We start from the raw sequence: 16,541 nt of genomic DNA, 5'->3' as shown, positions 1-16,541 counted from the left end.
ATGAAAATGATGGATGCTCAAGATTTAGTGAAAAACAGATCAAATGAAAGGCTCTCTAAGAATGAGATTTATAGAGTGTGCGAGGCCGGTTACAACGAGGTGGCTAATGCAATTGTCCGGCATGCCGCGCTTAGGGAACTTGAAAAATTCGGCGAGATTATCTCTGCTCGTCCTCTGACGCATCAGGGTATGGCCTTGTTTTTTGGCACCCTTTGGGCTTTTTTTAAAGACGTGCCTGCGGGAATCGTTGCGTTGGCTGCACGTGTTACGGATGAATGGATCAAGGAGGATATGTGGAATGGCACAGCCAAGGCTGCGCATATTCTTTATGCTTCGGTTGATGAGTATGGTCTGCACCAGCATAGTAAACATATGCTGCCTACCCATCATCAGATGTTTAAACAACTGACGACTCATCTGGGGCTTTCCGATGCTGATCTGTTTAATCCGTCTAACGTACTCCCAGAGGGTACTGCGATGGGGAATAACACGCATAGGATGTACCGCTCCGAGTTTTTGGGCGAAGCGTTGGGTTTTCATTTGGCTTCGGAAATGACCTCGTCCAGAGAGTTTCAGTACTTTCTTGAAGGGTTTAAAAAATACGCCCGTGAGTATGGCTTGGTGGATGAGGAAGACCCGGTCTTGGCGTTCTTCGCTATCCACTGCGAAGTCGAACCCATGCACGTAGCGACCGGGCGGGAGATCGTAATTTCATACTTGGAGAAAAACCCAGGTATCGCTCCACAAGCCATGCGCGGTGCGATGGCATTCATGGACGGTTTTGAACATATGTTTTCGGCACTTAATCGTCGCCTTGCCGACCCGCAGAGTCTTTGAATTCTGGAGATTGTCTACATGTATAAGTCTTATGAGTGTCAGATCTGTCACTACGTTTATTCCGAGGCATTGGGTGAGCTTCTAGTCGACGTTGAGGCAGGAACAAGGTGGGGCGAGCTAGACGACAATTTTCAGTGTCCGCACTGTCGGGCAAAGAAAAAAATGTTCAGAGAGATTGTGAGGTAAATGCACGACTTTCTGAGTGCAATGCTATTTTCGACACTGCTTTCAATAAGCGTTGGACCGATAGCCTTGATCATTCTAAGGCAGTCCATCGTCTTTGGCTTTCGCAGTGCATTGCCCGCAGCCCTGGGGGCGGCAGTTGCCGACGCGGTATTTGCAGCTGTCGCCTTTACAGGCTTGAAGGTGGTCGAAGCATTTTGGGTCGACAATCATCAGCTATTGACGTGGGGAGCGATTGCCTACCTCCTTTATCTTGGTGTTACCACATTCAAGAACGCTGCTGGCACGATGCAGATAACGTGCACCGCAGGATTTGTACCGGTCTTTTTACTGACGTTGACTAGCCCGTTCACCATTGCGGCGATTTCTTCCTATGCCATCGCCAGCGGCGCCCAGCTTCAGGGGCAGGGAATCTACTGGAATTTGCTGGGTGTTCTAGTGGGCTCGTTTCTCGGGCAAATGTTGTATGCAGCAGGGGGTGGGGGGATGAAGAAGCTGTTTGCTGAACGTTCAGGTTTTGGTGTGCTCAATCGAGCGAGCGGGGTGTGTCTGATTGGATTTGCGGGCTGGCAGATGGCTTGTGCTCTATCGCTATAGGCTTGCCCCCGATGGCGGTGGATGAGTCAGCTAGAGGTAAGCTGACTCATCCACCGCCATCGGGGGCGAGCCACCTCCCACATTAATCTTGCGTTCCTAGCGCCGACCTGTGCGGGTACTCACATCCACCCAAACCGCCAGCACCAGAATGCTGCCCTTCACGATCATCTGCCAGTAACTGTCCACATCCAGCATCGACATGCCGTTATCCAGGCTGGTAATCACCAACGCCCCGAGCAACGCGCCATACACCGTGCCCGAGCCGCCGCGCATCGATGTGCCGCCGATAAAACACGCGGCTATGGCATCCAGCTCACCCATGTTACCCGCCGACGGCGAGCCGGCAGCCAGGCGAGCGGTGTTGACCAATCCGGCGAGCGCGCACATCACGCCCATGATGCCGAAGATCCACAGTTTCACTGCCTGCACGTTGATGCCCGACAGGCGCGTGGCTTCCATATTGCTGCCCACCGCGTACACCCGGCGGCCGAACACGGTCTGGCTGGTGACGTAGCTGAATACACCGAGCAGTACCAGCAACAGCAGCACCGGCACGGGGATGCCGTCGTAGCTGTTGAGGGTGGTGACAAACCCGGCCAGCACCGCGCCGATCACTACCACGCGCAGCACATCACGCACCAATGAATGCGCAGCCAGGCCATGCAGTGCGCGGTTGCGCCGTTGTTTCCAGGTGAGGAACAGGGTCAGGGCAAACAGTAAGACACCGAGGCCGATCCCGACCGAATGGGGCAAATACCCTTGGCCCACATACACCAAGGAAGGCGACACCGGCGCAATGGTGGTACCGCCCGTGATCCCCAGGAGAATCCCGCGAAACGCCAACATCCCCCCCAGGCCAACGATAAACGATGGGATACGCAGGTAGGCCGTCATGTAGCCGTTGGCCAACCCGATCATCAAACCGCACAGGGCAACCAGGCTCAGGTTCGCCAATAGCGGCACGTGATACACCACGTCCAGGATCGCCGCCAACCCGCCCAGCAAGCCGAGCAACGAGCCCACCGACAAATCGATCTCGCCGCTGATGATCACCAGCACCATACCGCACGCCAGGATCCCGGTGATCGACATCTGACGCAGCAGGTTGGACAGGTTGCGCGGTGTAAGGAAGCCCCCCTCGGTCTGCCAACTGAAAAACAGCCAGATCACCGCCACGGCGATCACCAGGGCTAGCATTTTGTAGCGGGTAAACAGCTGTTTGAGCTGATTCATCTACGCGGTCTTCCGATCATTATTATTGTGTTGGCTGAGCGCCGCGGCGAGCACCTGTTCCTGGGTGAGCCCGTCATTGATGAAGTCGCCGCGCAACTGGCCGTCGCCGATCACCAGCACGCGGTTGGATACGCCGAGCACTTCGGCCAGCTCCGAGGAAACCATGATGATCGACACTCCCTCGGCCGCCAGCGCGCCCATCAATTTGTAGATCTCATACTTGGCGCCCACGTCCACCCCGCGTGTGGGCTCATCGAGGATCAGCACGCGAGGCCTGGCCATCAGCATTTTCGCCAGCACGGCCTTTTGCTGGTTGCCACCGGACAGGCTGGTGATCGGCAGGAACGGGCTGGCGGTCTTGAGGTGCAGGCGTGCAATCTGCTGGTCGATGCTGCCCAGTTCGGCTTCGGCGTCGATGCGCGTCAGGTGCGCGTAGGTGTCGAGTACCGCCAGGGTGATGTTCTGGCCCACGCCGAAGTCGGGAATGATGCCCTGGCGCTTGCGGTCCTCGGGCACCATGCACAGCCCGGCGCGGATCGATTTGAGCGGGGTGCGCGTGTCGATCACCTGGCCGTCCAGCCACACCTCGGCACTGTAGCGACCGGGGTAGGCGCCGAACAGTGCCGACACCAGCTCTGTGCGCCCGGCACCGACCAGCCCGGCAATGCCGAGGATTTCCCCGCGCTTGAGCACAAAGGACACATCGTCCACGCGCTTGCGCCTGGGGTTGTCGACGTCATGGCAGGTGACGTTGCGTGCCTCGAAAATCACCTCGCCCACCGCATGGGGTGCGGTGGGGTAGAGGTTGCTCATCTCGCGGCCGACCATCTGGGTGATGATTTGTGCGATGTCCATGTCGGCCATGGCGGTGGTCGCGATGTGCTTGCCGTCGCGGATCACCGCAACGGTGTCGCACACCGCCGCCACTTCATCGAGCTTGTGGGAGATGTACACGCAGGCCACGCCCTTGGCCTTGAGGCCGCGGATGATGTCCAGCAGCACCTCGATTTCCGAGCGGGTCAGGGCCGAGGAGGGCTCGTCGAGAATCAGCAGCCGCGCCTGTTTGTTCAGGGCCTTGGCGATTTCCACCAGTTGCTGGTGGCCGCCGCCGTACTGCGACACCGGCAGCGCCACGTTCATGTCCGGCACCTTGAGCTCGCGCATCAAGGCTTCGGCGCGGTGGAACATCGCCGGGTAGTTCATCCGCCCGCCCGGCAGGGTCAGTTCATGACCCATGAAGATGTTTTCGGCCACCGACAGGTCGGGCACCAGGGTCAGTTCCTGGTGGATGATCACGATACCGGCCGCTTCGGTTTCGCTGATCGACTGGGCCTTGAGCGGCTGCCCGTCCCAGAGAATTTCGCCGTCCCAGGTGCCGTGGGGATACACCGCCGACAGCACCTTCATCAAGGTGGATTTACCGGCACCGTTCTCGCCGCACAGGCCGACGCATTCTCCCGGCCGCACCTTGATATCGATGCCGTTCAGCGCGTTGACCCCGCCAAAGCGTTTGACGATGCCGTTCATTTGCAGCAGGTAGTCGGCCATGGCGCTTACTGCCCGGCCATCTGCTCTTTGGTGTAGAACCCGTCTTTCTCCAGCAGGTCGATGTTCGCCTTGGTCAGCGGGGTCGGGGTGAGCAGGATGGTGTCGACCTTTTTGCTGCCGTTGTCGTACTGCGAGCTGTAGGTGGGTTGCTCATTGCGCGCCAGTTGCACCGAGAGTTTGGCGGCTTCGCTGGCGATCAGCTTGAGCGGCTTGTACACGGTCATGGTCTGGGTGCCGTCGATCACGCGCTTGACCGCCGCCAGGTCGGCATCCTGGCCGGAGATCGGCACCTTGCCTGCCAGTTTCTGCGCGGCCAGGGCCTGGATCGCACCGCCGGCGGTGGCGTCGTTGGAGGCGACGATGGCGTCGATCTTGTTGTTGTTCCGGGTCAGGGCGTTTTCGACAATACTCAGGGCTTCGGTGGGGTTCCATTCCTTGACCCACTGCTGACCGACCACCTTGATATCGCCCTTGTCGATGGCCGGTTGCAGCACTTTCATCTGGCCTTCGCGCAGCACCTTGGCGTTGTTGTCGGTGGGCGCGCCGCCGAGCAGGAAGTAGCTGCCCTTGGGCGCCGCTTGCAGCACGCCGCTGGCCTGCATTTCGCCGACCTTTTCGTTATCGAAGGAGATGTAGGCGTCGATGTCCGCATTCAGGATCAGGCGGTCATAGGACACCACCTTGATCCCGGCTTTCTTGGCTTCGGCGACGGCGTTGGTGAGCACGGTGGCGTTGAACGGTACGATGACGATCACATCGACGCCGCGGGAAATCAGGTTTTCGATCTGGGAGATCTGTTTTTGCTCGTTGGCATCGGCGGATTGCACGAAGACTTTGGCGTCGAGTTTCTCTGCGGCGGCGACGAAGTAGTCGCGGTCGCGGGACCAGCGTTCCAGGCGCAAGTCATCGATGGAGAAGCCGATCTTCGGGTGGGCCGAGTCGGCCAGCACCGGCAGGGCGAACAGGGCAAGGGCAGTGGCGATGAGGGTGCGTTTCATGGTTATGCGTCCTTTTATTGTTGTTGGAAAGACTCTAGGCAAACACCGTATTTGTGGCGATGAAGCGTGTTGTGGCAAGTGAGCTGTTGTGGCGAGCGGGCTTGCCCCGCGTTGGGGCGCGAAGCGGCCCCTTTCCTGGCGACATGTTTTCACCTGACACACCTAGGCGCCTGGTTCTGGGGCTGCTTCGCAGCCCAACGCGGGGCAAGCCCGCTCGCCACAACAAGCCAGCTCGCCACAAGAAAAACCCGCATGTCACACAGTCAGCGGTAGATAAAGCGATTCACAATACCTTCCAGCATCTCTTGCCGACCACTCACCGCCTGCGGGTTCAGCTCATGGGCAAAGGCATGCTCGGCCAGGGATTCCAGGCTGAATTCCCCCGCCAGCACCGCCTGGCCCAGCGGCTGCTGCCAGCCGGCGTAACGCTGGTCCTTGAACTGCTGCAACCGGTCGTTCTCGACCATGGCCGCCGCCCGCTCCAGCGCCAGCGCCAACACATCCATGGCCGCCACATGCCCGTGGAACAGGTCCACCTCATCGAGGCTCTGGCGGCGTACCTTGGAATCGAAATTGTAGCCGCCATTCTTGAAACCCCCGGCCTTGAGGATTTCATAAGTGGCCAGGGTCATTTCCTCGACGCTGTTGGGGAACTGGTCGGTGTCCCAGCCGTTCTGCGGGTCGCCACGGTTGGCGTCGATGCTGCCGAAAATCCCGAGGGACACGGCGGTTGCGATCTCATGATGAAAGCTGTGCCCGGCCAGGGTCGCGTGGTTGGCCTCAATGTTGACCTTGATCTCATGCTCCAGGCCGAACTCATGCAGGAAGCCGAACACGGTGGCGCTGTCGTAATCGTATTGATGTTTGGTCGGCTCCTGGGGCTTGGGCTCGATCAGCAGGTCGCCCTTGAAGCCGATCTTGTGCTTGTGCTCTACCACCATGCGCATAAAGCGTCCGAGCTGTTCGCGTTCGCGCTTGAGGTCGGTGTTGAGCAGGGTTTCATAGCCTTCACGGCCGCCCCACAGTACATAGTTGGCGCCTTTGAGCCGCAGCGTCGCGTTCATCGCGCTGAACACCTGGGCGGCGGCGTAGGCAAACACCTCCGGGTCCGGGTTGCTCGCGGCGCCGGCTGCAAAGCGTGGGTTGCTGAAGCAGTTGGCGGTGCCCCACAGCAGTTTGATGCCGGTCTGTTCCTGATGGCGTTCCAGGTGGTCGACCATCTGCGCAAAGTGATTGCGGTATTCCTTGAGCGAGCTGCCTTCGGGGGCGACGTCCGTGTCGTGAAAGCTGTAGTAGTCGATGCCCAGCTTGGTGAAAAACTCGAAGGCCGCATCCGCCTTGCCGATGGCCAGATCCATCGGCTCGCCACTGCGTTGCCATGGCCGTTTGAAGGTGCCCACGCCAAACATATCCGCCCCTGGCCAGACGAAGGTGTGCCAATAACAGGCGGCCATGCGCAGGTGTTCGCGCATGGGTTTGCCGAGGATGATTTTATTGGCGTCGTAATGGCGAAAGGCGAGGGCAGAGTCGCTGCTGGGGCCTTCGAAGCGAACCTTCTCGACACCGGGGAAGTACGGCATGGCGTTTTCCTTATTGTTCTTGGCGGTGCCCCGATACTAGCAACGGCCAATGGGCTGCCGATTATGAAAATCACCAAGGGAGGGTGCGATTTTGAGTGGCAGGGTCTAGGCTGTTGCGACCGGCCCCAGGACAACAACAATGAAAACCCTACCGCCCGTGCACCGCATCGCCTTGCTGTTCAACGGCAGCAAAATCTACGACCGTGGCATCATCGCCGGCATCGGCAATTACCTGAGCAGTACCCGCGCGTCCTGGGACTTGTTCCTTGAAGAGGACTTCCTGTGCCGCCTCAAAGGCATTGAGCGCTGGCAGGGCGACGGCATCATCGCCGACTTCGACGACCCGCTGATCGGCGAGGCGCTGGCCGGCAGCAAGGTGCCGGTGGTGGCAGTGGGCGGTTCTTATGAGGATGCGCGCGCCTACCCCAAGGGCATTCCCTATGTGGCCACCGACAATGCGGCCTTGATGAAGCTGGCCTATGAACATTTGATCGAGGCCGGTGTGACGCGGTTCGCCTGTTTCAGCCTGCCCGAAGCCCAGGCCAATCGCTGGGCCCAGGAGCGCGAAAAGGCCTTCAAGCGCTTGCTGCAACGCGATGGCTTGCCAGTGCAGATCTATCGCGGCCTGGGCACCAGTGCGCCGCTGTGGGACAGCGCGGTGGAGCAGCAGATCGCCTGGCTGCAAAGCCTGCCCAAGCCCATCGGGATCATTGCGGTCACCGACGCCCGCGCCCGGCAACTGCTGCAAGCCTGTCTAACCGCCGGCATCGCGGTGCCGGAAGAGGTGGCGCTGATCGGTATCGACAACGACCCACTGACCCGCACCCTCACGCGCGTGCCGTTGAGTTCGGTGATCCAGGGCACCGAAACCATGGGCCGCACCGCCGCCGCGCTGTTGCACCAGATGCTGCATGGCAAGCCTTGCACCGGCACGCAGGTGCTGGTGCCGCCGGATGCGATCAACGTGCAGGCGTCGAGCCTGCACCAACCCTTGGGCAACCCTTATGTGATGCAGGCGTTGCTGTTTATCCGCCAATACGCCTGCCAGGGCATCAAGACGGCGCAGGTGGCGGCCTATGTCGGCGTGTCGCGTTCATCGCTGGAATCGCACTTTCGCAAGGCGCGCGGGTGCAGTGTGCACGACGAGATCCTGCGCTTCAAACTCGCCAGCGCCGCCAAGGGCTTGCAGGGCAACCACCTGGCGATTGCCGACATCGCCCAGCAGTGCGGCTTCAAGTCGGCGCAGTACCTGCACACCGTGTTCCGCCGCGAGTTCGGCTGCACGCCACGGGAATACCAGCACAGCCATTAGAAACTTTGCAGGCATCGCCCATTCGCCGCTGGACTTGCACCGTACAGACTAGGGAGAATGGTTTTTTGTGGCGTAAATGGAAGCTCCCATGACCGACAGTGCCCAGCGTGCCGCCAGCGACATCGACCTGATGACCGAAGTGGCCATGCTTTATTACCTCGACAACATCACCCAGGAAGCCATTGCCAAGCGCTTCGACCTGTCGCGGGTCAAGGTCAGCCGCTTGCTCAAGCGCGCCCGTGATGAAGGGGTGGTGGAGGTGCGGGTGTTGCAGCATCCGGCCCTGAACACGGAGTTGGAGCAGGCGCTGGTCGAGCGTTTCCAGTTGGACCGCGCCTTGATCGCGGTCGACCACGGCGACCCCGACACCCAGCGCTCGGCCGTGGCTAGCCTGGTGGCCAACTACCTGAACAAGACCCTCAGCGACGGCATGATCGTCGCCGTCGGCATGGGCCGCAACGTGGGCGCCGTGGCCGAGAACGTGTTCCTGCCGGTGACGCGCAACTGCACCTTCGTTTGCGCCATCGGCGGCTCGCTCAAGGCCGGCGAATACATGAACCCCGACCATATCTGCCGGCGCCTGGCCCTGCGTTTCGGCGCCGAGAGCGAAACCCTGTACGCCCCGGCCCTGGTGGCCAACCCGGAACTGCGCAGCGTGCTGATCAACAACGACACCGTGCGCTCCACCCTCGACCGTGCGCGCCGCGCCGATATCGCTTTGATCGGCATCGGCGACATGAGCGAGAACAGCAACATGGTGCGCATGGGCTGGTTCTCGCCCCAGGAAATCGCCCAGGCCCGGGTGTCCGGTACGGTCGGTGACATGATGGGCTACGACTTCATCGACATCCACGGCCAGCCGGCGGTCAACGCCATGCAGGGCCGGGTGATCGGCCTGTCGGTACAGGAGCTGGTGCGCATTCCCGACGTGGTAGCGATTGCCAGCGAAAACACCAAGGCGGCGGCCACCCTCGGTGCGTTGCGCTCCGGGGTGATCAACACCCTGGCGACGACCGTCTCGAATGCCTACACGATCCTTGCCCTGGATGATGCAACGCGCCGCTAGGTGACATCTTATATGTGGTGAGCCCGCTTGTTGTGGTGAGCGGGCTTGCCCCGCGTTGGGTGGCGAAGCCGCCCCAATCCAGGCACAGCATTTATTCAGATAGAACTCATTGGCAGGTTCTGGGGCCGCTTCGCAGCCCAACGCGGGGCAAGCCCGCTCGCCACAGAAAGCCCCGTCCACCAAAGAGGCTGTGTAGGGCAAACCCGCTCCCACACCTAGGCCACCAACCGCGCCTCAACCGATTCGGCAAGGTTGGTCAGGATCAGGCAGCACGACACCGCGCCCGCATCCAGTACTCCCAGGGAGCGCTCCCCCAGGCGGCTGGCACGGCCGATCTTGGCCACCAGGTCGCGGGTGGAATCACGGCCCTGGGACGCGGCGCTTTTCATCCGGTGCAAGGCTTCGCGGAACGTCGCGCCGCTGGCCTGGGCCTGTTCGAACGCCTCGACCGCTGGAATCAACGTATCCATCAGGCACTTGTCACCCACGCCGGCGTCGCTGATGTCTTGCAGTGAGGTCAGGCCGCCACGCAGGAGCCTGGCGAAGGTCGCCCCATCGATGCTATCGCGGCCGCGCACTTCGTCGGCCATGCCGATAAACAGGCTGCCATACAGCGGGCCCATGGAGCCGCCGATGCCTTCCATCAACGCCAGGGTCAGTTCGTCCAGCGCCTCGGCCAGGGACAGTTCGCGGCCCTCCAGGGTCTTGCCGCAGCGCGAGAATCCCTTGGCCATGTTGATGCCGTGGTCGCCGTCGCCGATGGCGCCGTCCACTTCACTGAGGTATTCGCGGTTGGCGACGATGATCGACACCAGGTTGGTGACGATGGCGCTGCCGGTGTTGCTCGGGAAATGTTCGCTCATGCTTCACTCCGACTGGGTCATGCCGATGGAGCGGCAAGGTTGGTCGATCAAACGGCTCAGCTCGGCGTCGAGGCCAAGCAGGGTCAGGGTCACGCCCATCATTTCCAGGGACGTGAAGTAGTTGCCCACGTAACAGCGGTGTATGCGCAGGCCCTTGGCGCGCAGTTGGCGCTCGACCTCGGCGTAGAAAATATACAGCTCCATCACCGGCGTGGCGCCCAGGCCCGAGACCAGCACCACCACGCTCTGGTCCTGGGTGAAGTCGCGGTCGGCCAGGATCGGCGCAAGCATGCGCTCGGCCATGGCGGCGGCGGACTCCACCGGCACCAATTCGATACCGGGTTCGCCATGGTGGCCGATGCCCAGTTCCATCAGACCGTCAGCAATCTGGAAGTTGGGTTTGCCTACCGCCGGAATGGTGCAGGGCGTGAGCCCCACGCCGATGGAGCGGCAATGGTCCACGGCCTTCTGCGCCACGCGGATCACGCCGTCAAGGTCGTAGCCCTGGGCGGCGGCGGCACCGCCGATCTTCCACATGAAGATCTCGCCGGCCACGCCACGCCGCTTGGCTATTTCGGCGGGCGGGGCGGAGGCCACGTCGTCGTTGGCCACCACGGTGCGGATGTCCATGGCTTTGCTGGCGGCCATTTTCATCGCCAGCTTCACGTTCATGTTGTCGCCGGCATAGTTGCCATACAGGCACGCCACGCCCGCGCCCTGGTCGGCGGCACGGAACGCGTCGAAGAAGCTCTTGGCGGTGGGTGAAGAGAAAATCTCGCCCACCGCCACCGCATCCACCAGCCCCGGGCCGACATAGCCGAGAAACGCCGGCTCGTGCCCCGAACCGCCGCCGGTGACAATACCGACCTGGCCGGCCGGTGAGGACGTGCGTTTGCGGATGACCCGTGGGTTGCTCTCGTACTGCACCAGTTCCGGGTGCGCCAGGAGGATGCCCGCGAGCATGTCCTCGACCACCAGGTCCGCATCATTGATGACTCGATTCATTGGGTGTTTCCTTGTTCTTATTCGTCTGGAATCGGCTTACTGAATGCTGTAGCCACCGTCGATCACTACGTTTTCCCCGGTGATCATCCTGGCCGCGTCGCTGACCAGGTAGAGCACCAGGCCGGCGATTTCTTCCGGCTGGGCGAAGCGCCCCACCGGGATCTGCAATTTGGCCCGTTCGCCCAGTTCGCCCGCCCAGGCTTTCTTGCCCAGGGCGGTCTCGACGATGGTCGGAGACACGGCGTTGACGTTGATGCCGTGGGGCGCCCATTCCATGGCCAGCACCTTGGTCATGCCGACCACGGCGGCCTTGCTCGCGCAGTAGGCCACATGACGGTCCAGGCCGATGACGGCGGCCTGGGAGGCAAGGTTGACGATACGCCCGCCGCCTTGTTCGATCATGTAGCGGGCACAGGCCTGCGCCACGAAGAAGCTGGCCTTGAGGTTGATGTCCAGGGTGGTGTCCCAGGCGTTTTCATCCACGTCCAGGGCCTTGTCGAGCAGCGCGACCCCCGCGCTGTTGACCAGGTAATCGATGCGCCCGAGCCCGGCAGCGGCCTGGTCGACGACGGCCTGCAGCGAATCGAGCTGGCGCAGGTCAGCCACCAGCCCCACATGACCCGCGCCGAGGCTGGCAGCCACTTCGACCACCGCCGGGTCACGGTCCAGCAACGCCACCCGGGCGCCGCGCTCCACCAGCAACTGGGCACAGGCCAGGCCGATACCGGCGGCGCCCCCGGTGATCACGGCGCAACGGCCGGTGAGGTCGAACGCCTGGTTCCAGAAATTGGACATTGCACACACTCCACTTAGCGTTTTTTCTTGCGCCAGACATCAATCAACACCGCAAGCACGATGATCAATCCCTTGGCCACTTGTTGGTAATACGACGACACCCCGAGCAGGTTCAAACCGTTGTTGATCACACCGATCAGCAGTGCGCCAAACAACGTGCCGACAATGCTGCCGGTGCCACCCGACAGGCTGGTGCCGCCGATCACCACCGCCGCAATCGCATCCAGCTCATAAGATACGCCCGCCTGGGGCAGGGCCGAGGTGGTGCGCGCCGCCAGCACCACACCGGCCAACCCCGCCAGCAGGCCGGAAATCACATACACCGAGAACGTGACCTTGCGCACGCCGATGCCGGAGGTGCGCGCGCTTTTTTCGTTGCCGCCCACGGCGTACACGTAGCGCCCGTAGGTGGTGTAGCGCAGCACCATCCAGAAGATCAGCGCGACCACCGCAAAGATAATGATCGGCACGCCAATGGGGCCCAGCTTGCCGATGCCCATGGCGAGGAAGCTGTCCGGCAGGTCGGTGACCGGGCTGCCGTCGTTGAGAATAAAGGTCATGCCCCGCGCCACGCTGAGCATGCCGAGGGTGGCGACAAAGGGTGGGATGCTCAGGTTGGCTACCATGAAACCGTTGACCACGCCGAGCATGGCCCCGGCAAACATCCCCGCACTCACCGCCGCCAGCAGGCCATAACCCTGGGTGGCGACCAGCGCGCTGCACAAGCCGGCGAAGGCCAGGATCGAGCCCACCGACAGGTCGATGCCCTTGGTGAGGATCACGTAGGTCATGCCCACGGCCAGGATGCCGTTGATGGAGGTCTGGCGCAGGATGTCCATCCAGTTGCGCCAGGTCATGAAGTATTCGCTGGAAAACGCCATCACCAGGCACAGCAGGATAAACACCAGCGGCAGGCCGAAGCGGTCAAGGGACAAGCGCAGGCGGTTGCGCGGCGCGGCAGTGACGGGTGCGGCGAGGACTTTACTGTTCATGAGGCAAGACTCAACAAGGCTTCCTGGGAAAGGGCGGTGTCGCTGCTGACGGTCACCAGGCGGCCGCCCTTGAACACCGCGATGCGGTCACTCAGGTGCAGCAGTTCCGGCGCCTCGGACGAGACCACGATGGCCGCACCGCCGGCGCGCACGAATTCGTCGAGCAGGTGATAGATCTCCTGCTTGGCGCCTTCGTCGATGCCGCGCGTGGGTTCGTCGCACAGCAGGCAGATCGGCTGGGTCGACAGGCATTTGGCGAGCACCACTTTCTGCTGGTTGCCGCCGCTCATGGACTCCACCGGCAGGTCCAGGGACGAGATCTTGATCTGCAGGCGCTTGACCATGCTCTGCGCCAGGGCCTGTTCCTTGCGCGCATTGATCACCGACCAGCTCGACAATTGCTTGTAGGCCGACAGCGCGATGTTGGCGAGGATGCTGGCGCTGAGCACCAGGCCGCTGTCCTTGCGGTCTTCGGTGACCAGAGACATGCCGGCGCGGATGGTCGCCGCCGGGGTGCCGGTGGGCAGGGGCTGGCCTTGCAGGGTGGCGCTGCCGGCGTCCGGCAGGGTCAGGCCATACAGGCAGTTGAGGAATTCGCTGCGGCCCGAACCCATCAGCCCATAGATGCCGAGGATTTCGCCCTGGCGCAGTTGCAGGCTGATGTCCTGGAACTCGCCGTCACGGCTCAGGCCATTGACATCCAGGCACGTGGCGGCGGCGCATTCGCGGCCGACTTTATGGTCGATGCGCTGCAACTCCTGGCCGACGATGCCGCGCACCAGGTGGGCGCGGTCGATATCGGCCATGCGCCCGCTTTCCACAAAGGCGCCGTCGCGGAAGATGCTGTAGTCATCGGCAATCTGCGCCAGTTCACTCAGGCGGTGCGACACATAGATGATCCCGGCGCCACGGGCGGTCAGGCGGCGGATCGCCTTGAACAGGGTTTGCGCTTCGTGTTCGCCGATGGCCGAGGTGGGTTCGTCCATGATCATCACCTGGCAGTCATGGCTGAACGCCTTGGCGATCTCCACCAGTTGGATCTGCGCCACGCTCAGGCGATGCATGGGGCTGGTGGCGTCCACGTCGAACTCCAGGCTTTGCAGCAGTTCGCGGGTGCGTCGGTTCAGTTCCTTGCTGTCGACGATACAGCCGGCGCGGCGTGGCTCGCGGCCCAGCCAGATATTTTCGGCGACGGTCATGTAGGGGATGGGTTCCAGCTCCTGGGTGATCATCGCCACCCCGGCGGCGAGGGCTGCGCTGGGGCGGTCGAACTGCACCGGCTGGCCGTTGAGCAGGATGCTGCCGGCGTCACGCTGGGTGATGCCCATCAAGATGCTGAGGAAGGTGGATTTGCCGGCGCCATTGCCGCCGCACAGTGCGTGCACGCTGCCGGCCCGCAGGGAGAGGCGCCCGTCGCGCAGGGCAGGGACCCCGGCGTAGGCCTTGGAAACTTGTTCAGCGTGGAGCAGTAATGGCGGGGCCATCGGTGTGTCCTCTTGCTGATTTTCTTATTAGGTAGGCTTAGCCAACAGCCTGATCATATGATCGGATAGTGATCATATGTTTAAACTGCTAGGGCCGGCTTTGTCAATGGTTTGGCACAGTGTTCGCCCGTGCTTTTATCGTTTTAGTGGGCTGTCGCCTTGAAATAAGCCTTGACAGCGGTGGGCTGATCGTCCGCTAATGATTGTGCATAATTTCAGTGAGTGATCATTTGATCGGTCTGATGGAGAAACAGTAATGGGTGCACAAACGATGTTTTCGGTGGCCATCGGATGCGACGAGGCAGGCTTTGAGCTCAAGGAAATGCTCAAGCGCTTTATCGAAAGCCTGGGGTATGGGGTCGAGGACTTTGGCTGCCATTCGTCCAGCCCGGTGCTGTACCCGGACATCGCAGCAGCCGTAGCCACGGCGGTGGGCGCGGGTGAGCAGCGCCTGGGTGTGTTGATCTGCGGCACCGGCATCGGCATGGCGATTTCCGCCAACAAGATCAAGGGTGTGCGGGCCGCCCAGGCCCACGATACCTATTCGGCCGAGCGCGCACGCAAGAGCAACGATGCGCAGATCCTGTCCATCGGTGCGCGGGTGATCGGGCCCGAGCTGGCCAAGAGCATCGTCAAAGTGTTCCTGGAATCGGAGTTCGAAGCGGAGCGCTCCGGGAGGAAAGTCGAGCGCATCACTGCGCTCGAGCAGGCGAACAGGGCGTTGCCATCAGACGACTGAGTCGCTTCAGAACACCGCCTTGACCTGCAGGCCCAGCACCAGGGCGTTGTCGATGTTGTCACCGGAAAACGCACCCGGCTCGATGATGTATTGCACATCCGGGCGCAGGGTCAGCCAGGGGGTGGCCTGGTAGCCGTAGCTGAGTTCGATCAGTTGTTCGGCATTGTTCAGGTCGGGATAGTCGGTCCCGGCCTTGAAGGCGGCCAGTTCCTGTACCTCGCGGCTGCGCGGGTTCGGCACGGCGCGACCATAACCCAGGGCCAGGGTGTCACGCGGCCGGCCTTCGAACGGCTTGTACAGCACCACGCCTGCGCCGTACCACTTGCTGAACGGCGAGGCCGCTTCGCTGGCGGCGGAATACTGGCCGAAGGCGTGCAGCACACGGCCGGCGGATGAGTCCGAGGCCCACACTGCCTGGTCGATCAGCAGGTAGTGACCACCGCGGCCGCTGACCTTCCTGGTGCTGCCGATGCGTTTCACGTCGGAGCTGTCGTAGTAATAGCCCAGCTTGTATTCACCCGGCAGGCTGCCGGCGTGTTTGTAGATCAATTCGATGGGCACTACGGTGCCAGTGGTGTGCTTGGGGTCCAGGCGCCAGGCGCGGCTGGAGTTGCCGTTGCTTTGCGGGTCGACGTTGAAGGCGGCAACGCGCAATTGCCAGGCCGGCGAGAAGTCATATTTCACCCGCGCACCCAGGCGTGCATTCGGGTAGTTGGTCCAGCCGCTGCCGCCGGACATGTTCAGCGGGTGCCCGCAGAACCCGGCGTTCATGAAGTTGCACAAGATCCCGCTGTCGAGGCCGCCGAGGTCATTGCCCATGGCCATGTAGCCGAGCTTGACGTTCAGCGCCGGGGTGAACAGCGTGCGTTCGTAGCTCAACTCGGTGAGGCGGGTGTAGAGACCGCCGTAGTTTTCCTGGATCGGCAGGCGGTTGCCCACCAGGTCCTCGGACGCACTGTTGCCGCGCCGGTCATTGATCGTGAGCTGGATGCGGTCGCCATTGTTCAAGCCGTAGAGCTTGCCCAGGTCGAACTGCACGCCGAGCTTTAGGTTCTGCGAGTAGCGCGCCGAGCGGTGCTGGCCGCCGTGGGCGTTGTAGGCGGTCTCGCCGCTGTAGTCGCCGGTGAAGCGAATGCCTTGTGCGTCGAGTTCACGGCGCAGGCCGCCCCAGTCGCCGGTCAGGGTGGTGTCATCGGCTTGTACGGGCAGGGCGGCACCCAGGGCGAGGCCCAGCAACAGGCGCCCAAGGGCAATATGAGAAGTGGGGGTCATGCGGGTTTTTCCAGGTACAAGGCGCGGCGCCGGGGAG

The 16,541-nt window shown here is 61.9% G+C and carries 16 protein-coding genes; 6 read left to right on the top strand and 10 right to left on the bottom strand.

Annotation, left to right across the window (positions count from 1 at the left end; genetic code table 11):
* The first annotated feature begins 9 nt into the window (after positions 1-9).
* Genes BM017_RS15920 through BM017_RS15910 form a run of 3 tightly spaced genes read left to right on the top strand, consistent with a single transcriptional unit; the run spans position 10 to position 1,617 of the window.
* Positions 10-837, top strand: coding sequence for an iron-containing redox enzyme family protein (locus BM017_RS15920; protein ID WP_092246082.1), 828 nt, complete (start codon positions 10-12; stop codon positions 835-837).
* Between the two features lie 18 nt (positions 838-855).
* Positions 856-1,023 (top strand): rubredoxin, encoded by a 168-nt coding sequence (locus BM017_RS29655; protein ID WP_081049337.1) that lies wholly within the window; start codon positions 856-858, stop codon positions 1,021-1,023.
* The gene (locus BM017_RS15910; protein WP_092246078.1) at positions 1,024-1,617 is read left to right on the top strand and encodes a LysE family translocator; all 594 of its coding nucleotides are present in this window, start codon (positions 1,024-1,026) and stop codon (positions 1,615-1,617) included.
* Positions 1,618-1,713: 96 nt separating this feature from the next.
* Here the strand turns inward: BM017_RS15910 and BM017_RS15905 are convergent, their stop codons facing one another.
* From BM017_RS15905 to xylA, 4 genes are all read right to left on the bottom strand, one after another.
* The gene (locus tag BM017_RS15905) at positions 1,714-2,850 is read right to left on the bottom strand and encodes a sugar ABC transporter permease (protein ID WP_092246075.1); all 1,137 of its coding nucleotides are present in this window, start codon (positions 2,848-2,850) and stop codon (positions 1,714-1,716) included.
* A complete protein-coding gene (gene xylG, locus BM017_RS15900; protein ID WP_092246072.1) occupies positions 2,851-4,398 on the bottom strand; it encodes a D-xylose ABC transporter ATP-binding protein in 1,548 nt (515 codons plus the stop codon).
* 5 nt (positions 4,399-4,403) lie between these two features.
* The gene (gene xylF, locus BM017_RS15895) at positions 4,404-5,396 is read right to left on the bottom strand and encodes a D-xylose ABC transporter substrate-binding protein (protein ID WP_092246069.1); all 993 of its coding nucleotides are present in this window, start codon (positions 5,394-5,396) and stop codon (positions 4,404-4,406) included.
* 263 nt (positions 5,397-5,659) lie between these two features.
* Positions 5,660-6,976 (bottom strand): xylose isomerase, encoded by a 1,317-nt coding sequence (gene xylA, locus BM017_RS15890; RefSeq protein WP_071491485.1) that lies wholly within the window; start codon positions 6,974-6,976, stop codon positions 5,660-5,662.
* A gap of 139 nt (positions 6,977-7,115) precedes the next feature.
* Between xylA and BM017_RS15885 the strand changes: the two genes are divergently transcribed.
* Both BM017_RS15885 and BM017_RS15880 read left to right on the top strand, forming a co-directional pair.
* Positions 7,116-8,288, top strand: coding sequence for a XylR family transcriptional regulator (locus BM017_RS15885; RefSeq protein ID WP_058427030.1), 1,173 nt, complete (start codon positions 7,116-7,118; stop codon positions 8,286-8,288).
* Between the two features lie 88 nt (positions 8,289-8,376).
* On the top strand, positions 8,377-9,354 hold the full coding sequence (locus tag BM017_RS15880) for a sugar-binding transcriptional regulator (RefSeq protein WP_071491483.1): 978 nt from the start codon (positions 8,377-8,379) through the stop codon (positions 9,352-9,354).
* 215 nt (positions 9,355-9,569) lie between these two features.
* Here BM017_RS15880 and dhaL read toward each other — a convergent pair whose 3' ends face one another.
* The 5 genes from dhaL to BM017_RS15855 are packed head-to-tail and all read right to left on the bottom strand — an operon-like array spanning position 9,570 to position 14,493.
* Positions 9,570-10,217 (bottom strand): dihydroxyacetone kinase subunit DhaL, encoded by a 648-nt coding sequence (gene dhaL / locus BM017_RS15875; protein WP_071491482.1) that lies wholly within the window; start codon positions 10,215-10,217, stop codon positions 9,570-9,572.
* A 3-nt stretch (positions 10,218-10,220) separates the two neighbouring features.
* Positions 10,221-11,222, bottom strand: a complete 1,002-nt coding sequence (locus BM017_RS15870) for a dihydroxyacetone kinase subunit DhaK (protein WP_092246066.1) — start codon at positions 11,220-11,222, stop codon at positions 10,221-10,223.
* 36 nt (positions 11,223-11,258) lie between these two features.
* A complete protein-coding gene (locus tag BM017_RS15865) occupies positions 11,259-12,017 on the bottom strand; it encodes an SDR family oxidoreductase (protein WP_071494914.1) in 759 nt (252 codons plus the stop codon).
* Positions 12,018-12,031: 14 nt separating this feature from the next.
* Positions 12,032-13,009, bottom strand: coding sequence for an ABC transporter permease (locus BM017_RS15860; protein WP_076954377.1), 978 nt, complete (start codon positions 13,007-13,009; stop codon positions 12,032-12,034).
* Complete coding sequence (locus BM017_RS15855; protein ID WP_071491478.1) at positions 13,006-14,493, bottom strand: sugar ABC transporter ATP-binding protein; 1,488 nt, start codon at positions 14,491-14,493, stop codon at positions 13,006-13,008. The genes BM017_RS15860 and BM017_RS15855 overlap by 4 nt, the downstream gene beginning before the upstream one ends.
* 256 nt (positions 14,494-14,749) lie before the next feature.
* On the opposite strand from BM017_RS15855, the gene rpiB reads away from it, so the two are divergent.
* Complete coding sequence (gene rpiB, locus BM017_RS15850) at positions 14,750-15,232, top strand: ribose 5-phosphate isomerase B (protein ID WP_170856088.1); 483 nt, start codon at positions 14,750-14,752, stop codon at positions 15,230-15,232.
* A 6-nt stretch (positions 15,233-15,238) separates the two neighbouring features.
* Here rpiB and BM017_RS15845 read toward each other — a convergent pair whose 3' ends face one another.
* A complete protein-coding gene (locus BM017_RS15845; protein ID WP_092246063.1) occupies positions 15,239-16,504 on the bottom strand; it encodes a carbohydrate porin in 1,266 nt (421 codons plus the stop codon).
* Positions 16,505-16,541 lie beyond the last annotated feature (37 nt).

The organism is Pseudomonas sp. NFPP04 (assembly GCF_900113815.1).
GTDB lineage: Bacteria > Pseudomonadota > Gammaproteobacteria > Pseudomonadales > Pseudomonadaceae > Aquipseudomonas > Aquipseudomonas extremorientalis.
This window is presented reverse-complemented; position numbering and strand designations above follow the sequence as displayed.

Bases quoted from the DNA above. Each gene is read 5' to 3' on its own strand.
- BM017_RS15920 (WP_092246082.1), top strand. From the start codon at position 10: ATGGATGCTCAAGATTTAGTGAAAAACAGATCAAATGAAAGGCTCTCT.
- BM017_RS29655 (WP_081049337.1), top strand. From the start codon at position 856: ATGTATAAGTCTTATGAGTGTCAGATCTGTCACTACGTTTATTCCGAG.
- BM017_RS15910 (WP_092246078.1), top strand. From the start codon at position 1,024: ATGCACGACTTTCTGAGTGCAATGCTATTTTCGACACTGCTTTCAATA.
- BM017_RS15905 (WP_092246075.1), bottom strand. From the start codon at position 2,850: ATGAATCAGCTCAAACAGCTGTTTACCCGCTACAAAATGCTAGCCCTG.
- xylG (WP_092246072.1), bottom strand. From the start codon at position 4,398: ATGGCCGACTACCTGCTGCAAATGAACGGCATCGTCAAACGCTTTGGC.
- xylF (WP_092246069.1), bottom strand. From the start codon at position 5,396: ATGAAACGCACCCTCATCGCCACTGCCCTTGCCCTGTTCGCCCTGCCG.
- xylA (WP_071491485.1), bottom strand. From the start codon at position 6,976: ATGCCGTACTTCCCCGGTGTCGAGAAGGTTCGCTTCGAAGGCCCCAGC.
- BM017_RS15885 (WP_058427030.1), top strand. From the start codon at position 7,116: ATGAAAACCCTACCGCCCGTGCACCGCATCGCCTTGCTGTTCAACGGC.
- BM017_RS15880 (WP_071491483.1), top strand. From the start codon at position 8,377: ATGACCGACAGTGCCCAGCGTGCCGCCAGCGACATCGACCTGATGACC.
- dhaL (WP_071491482.1), bottom strand. From the start codon at position 10,217: ATGAGCGAACATTTCCCGAGCAACACCGGCAGCGCCATCGTCACCAAC.
- BM017_RS15870 (WP_092246066.1), bottom strand. From the start codon at position 11,222: ATGAATCGAGTCATCAATGATGCGGACCTGGTGGTCGAGGACATGCTC.
- BM017_RS15865 (WP_071494914.1), bottom strand. From the start codon at position 12,017: ATGTCCAATTTCTGGAACCAGGCGTTCGACCTCACCGGCCGTTGCGCC.
- BM017_RS15860 (WP_076954377.1), bottom strand. From the start codon at position 13,009: ATGAACAGTAAAGTCCTCGCCGCACCCGTCACTGCCGCGCCGCGCAAC.
- BM017_RS15855 (WP_071491478.1), bottom strand. From the start codon at position 14,493: ATGGCCCCGCCATTACTGCTCCACGCTGAACAAGTTTCCAAGGCCTAC.
- rpiB (WP_170856088.1), top strand. From the start codon at position 14,750: ATGGGTGCACAAACGATGTTTTCGGTGGCCATCGGATGCGACGAGGCA.
- BM017_RS15845 (WP_092246063.1), bottom strand. From the start codon at position 16,504: ATGACCCCCACTTCTCATATTGCCCTTGGGCGCCTGTTGCTGGGCCTC.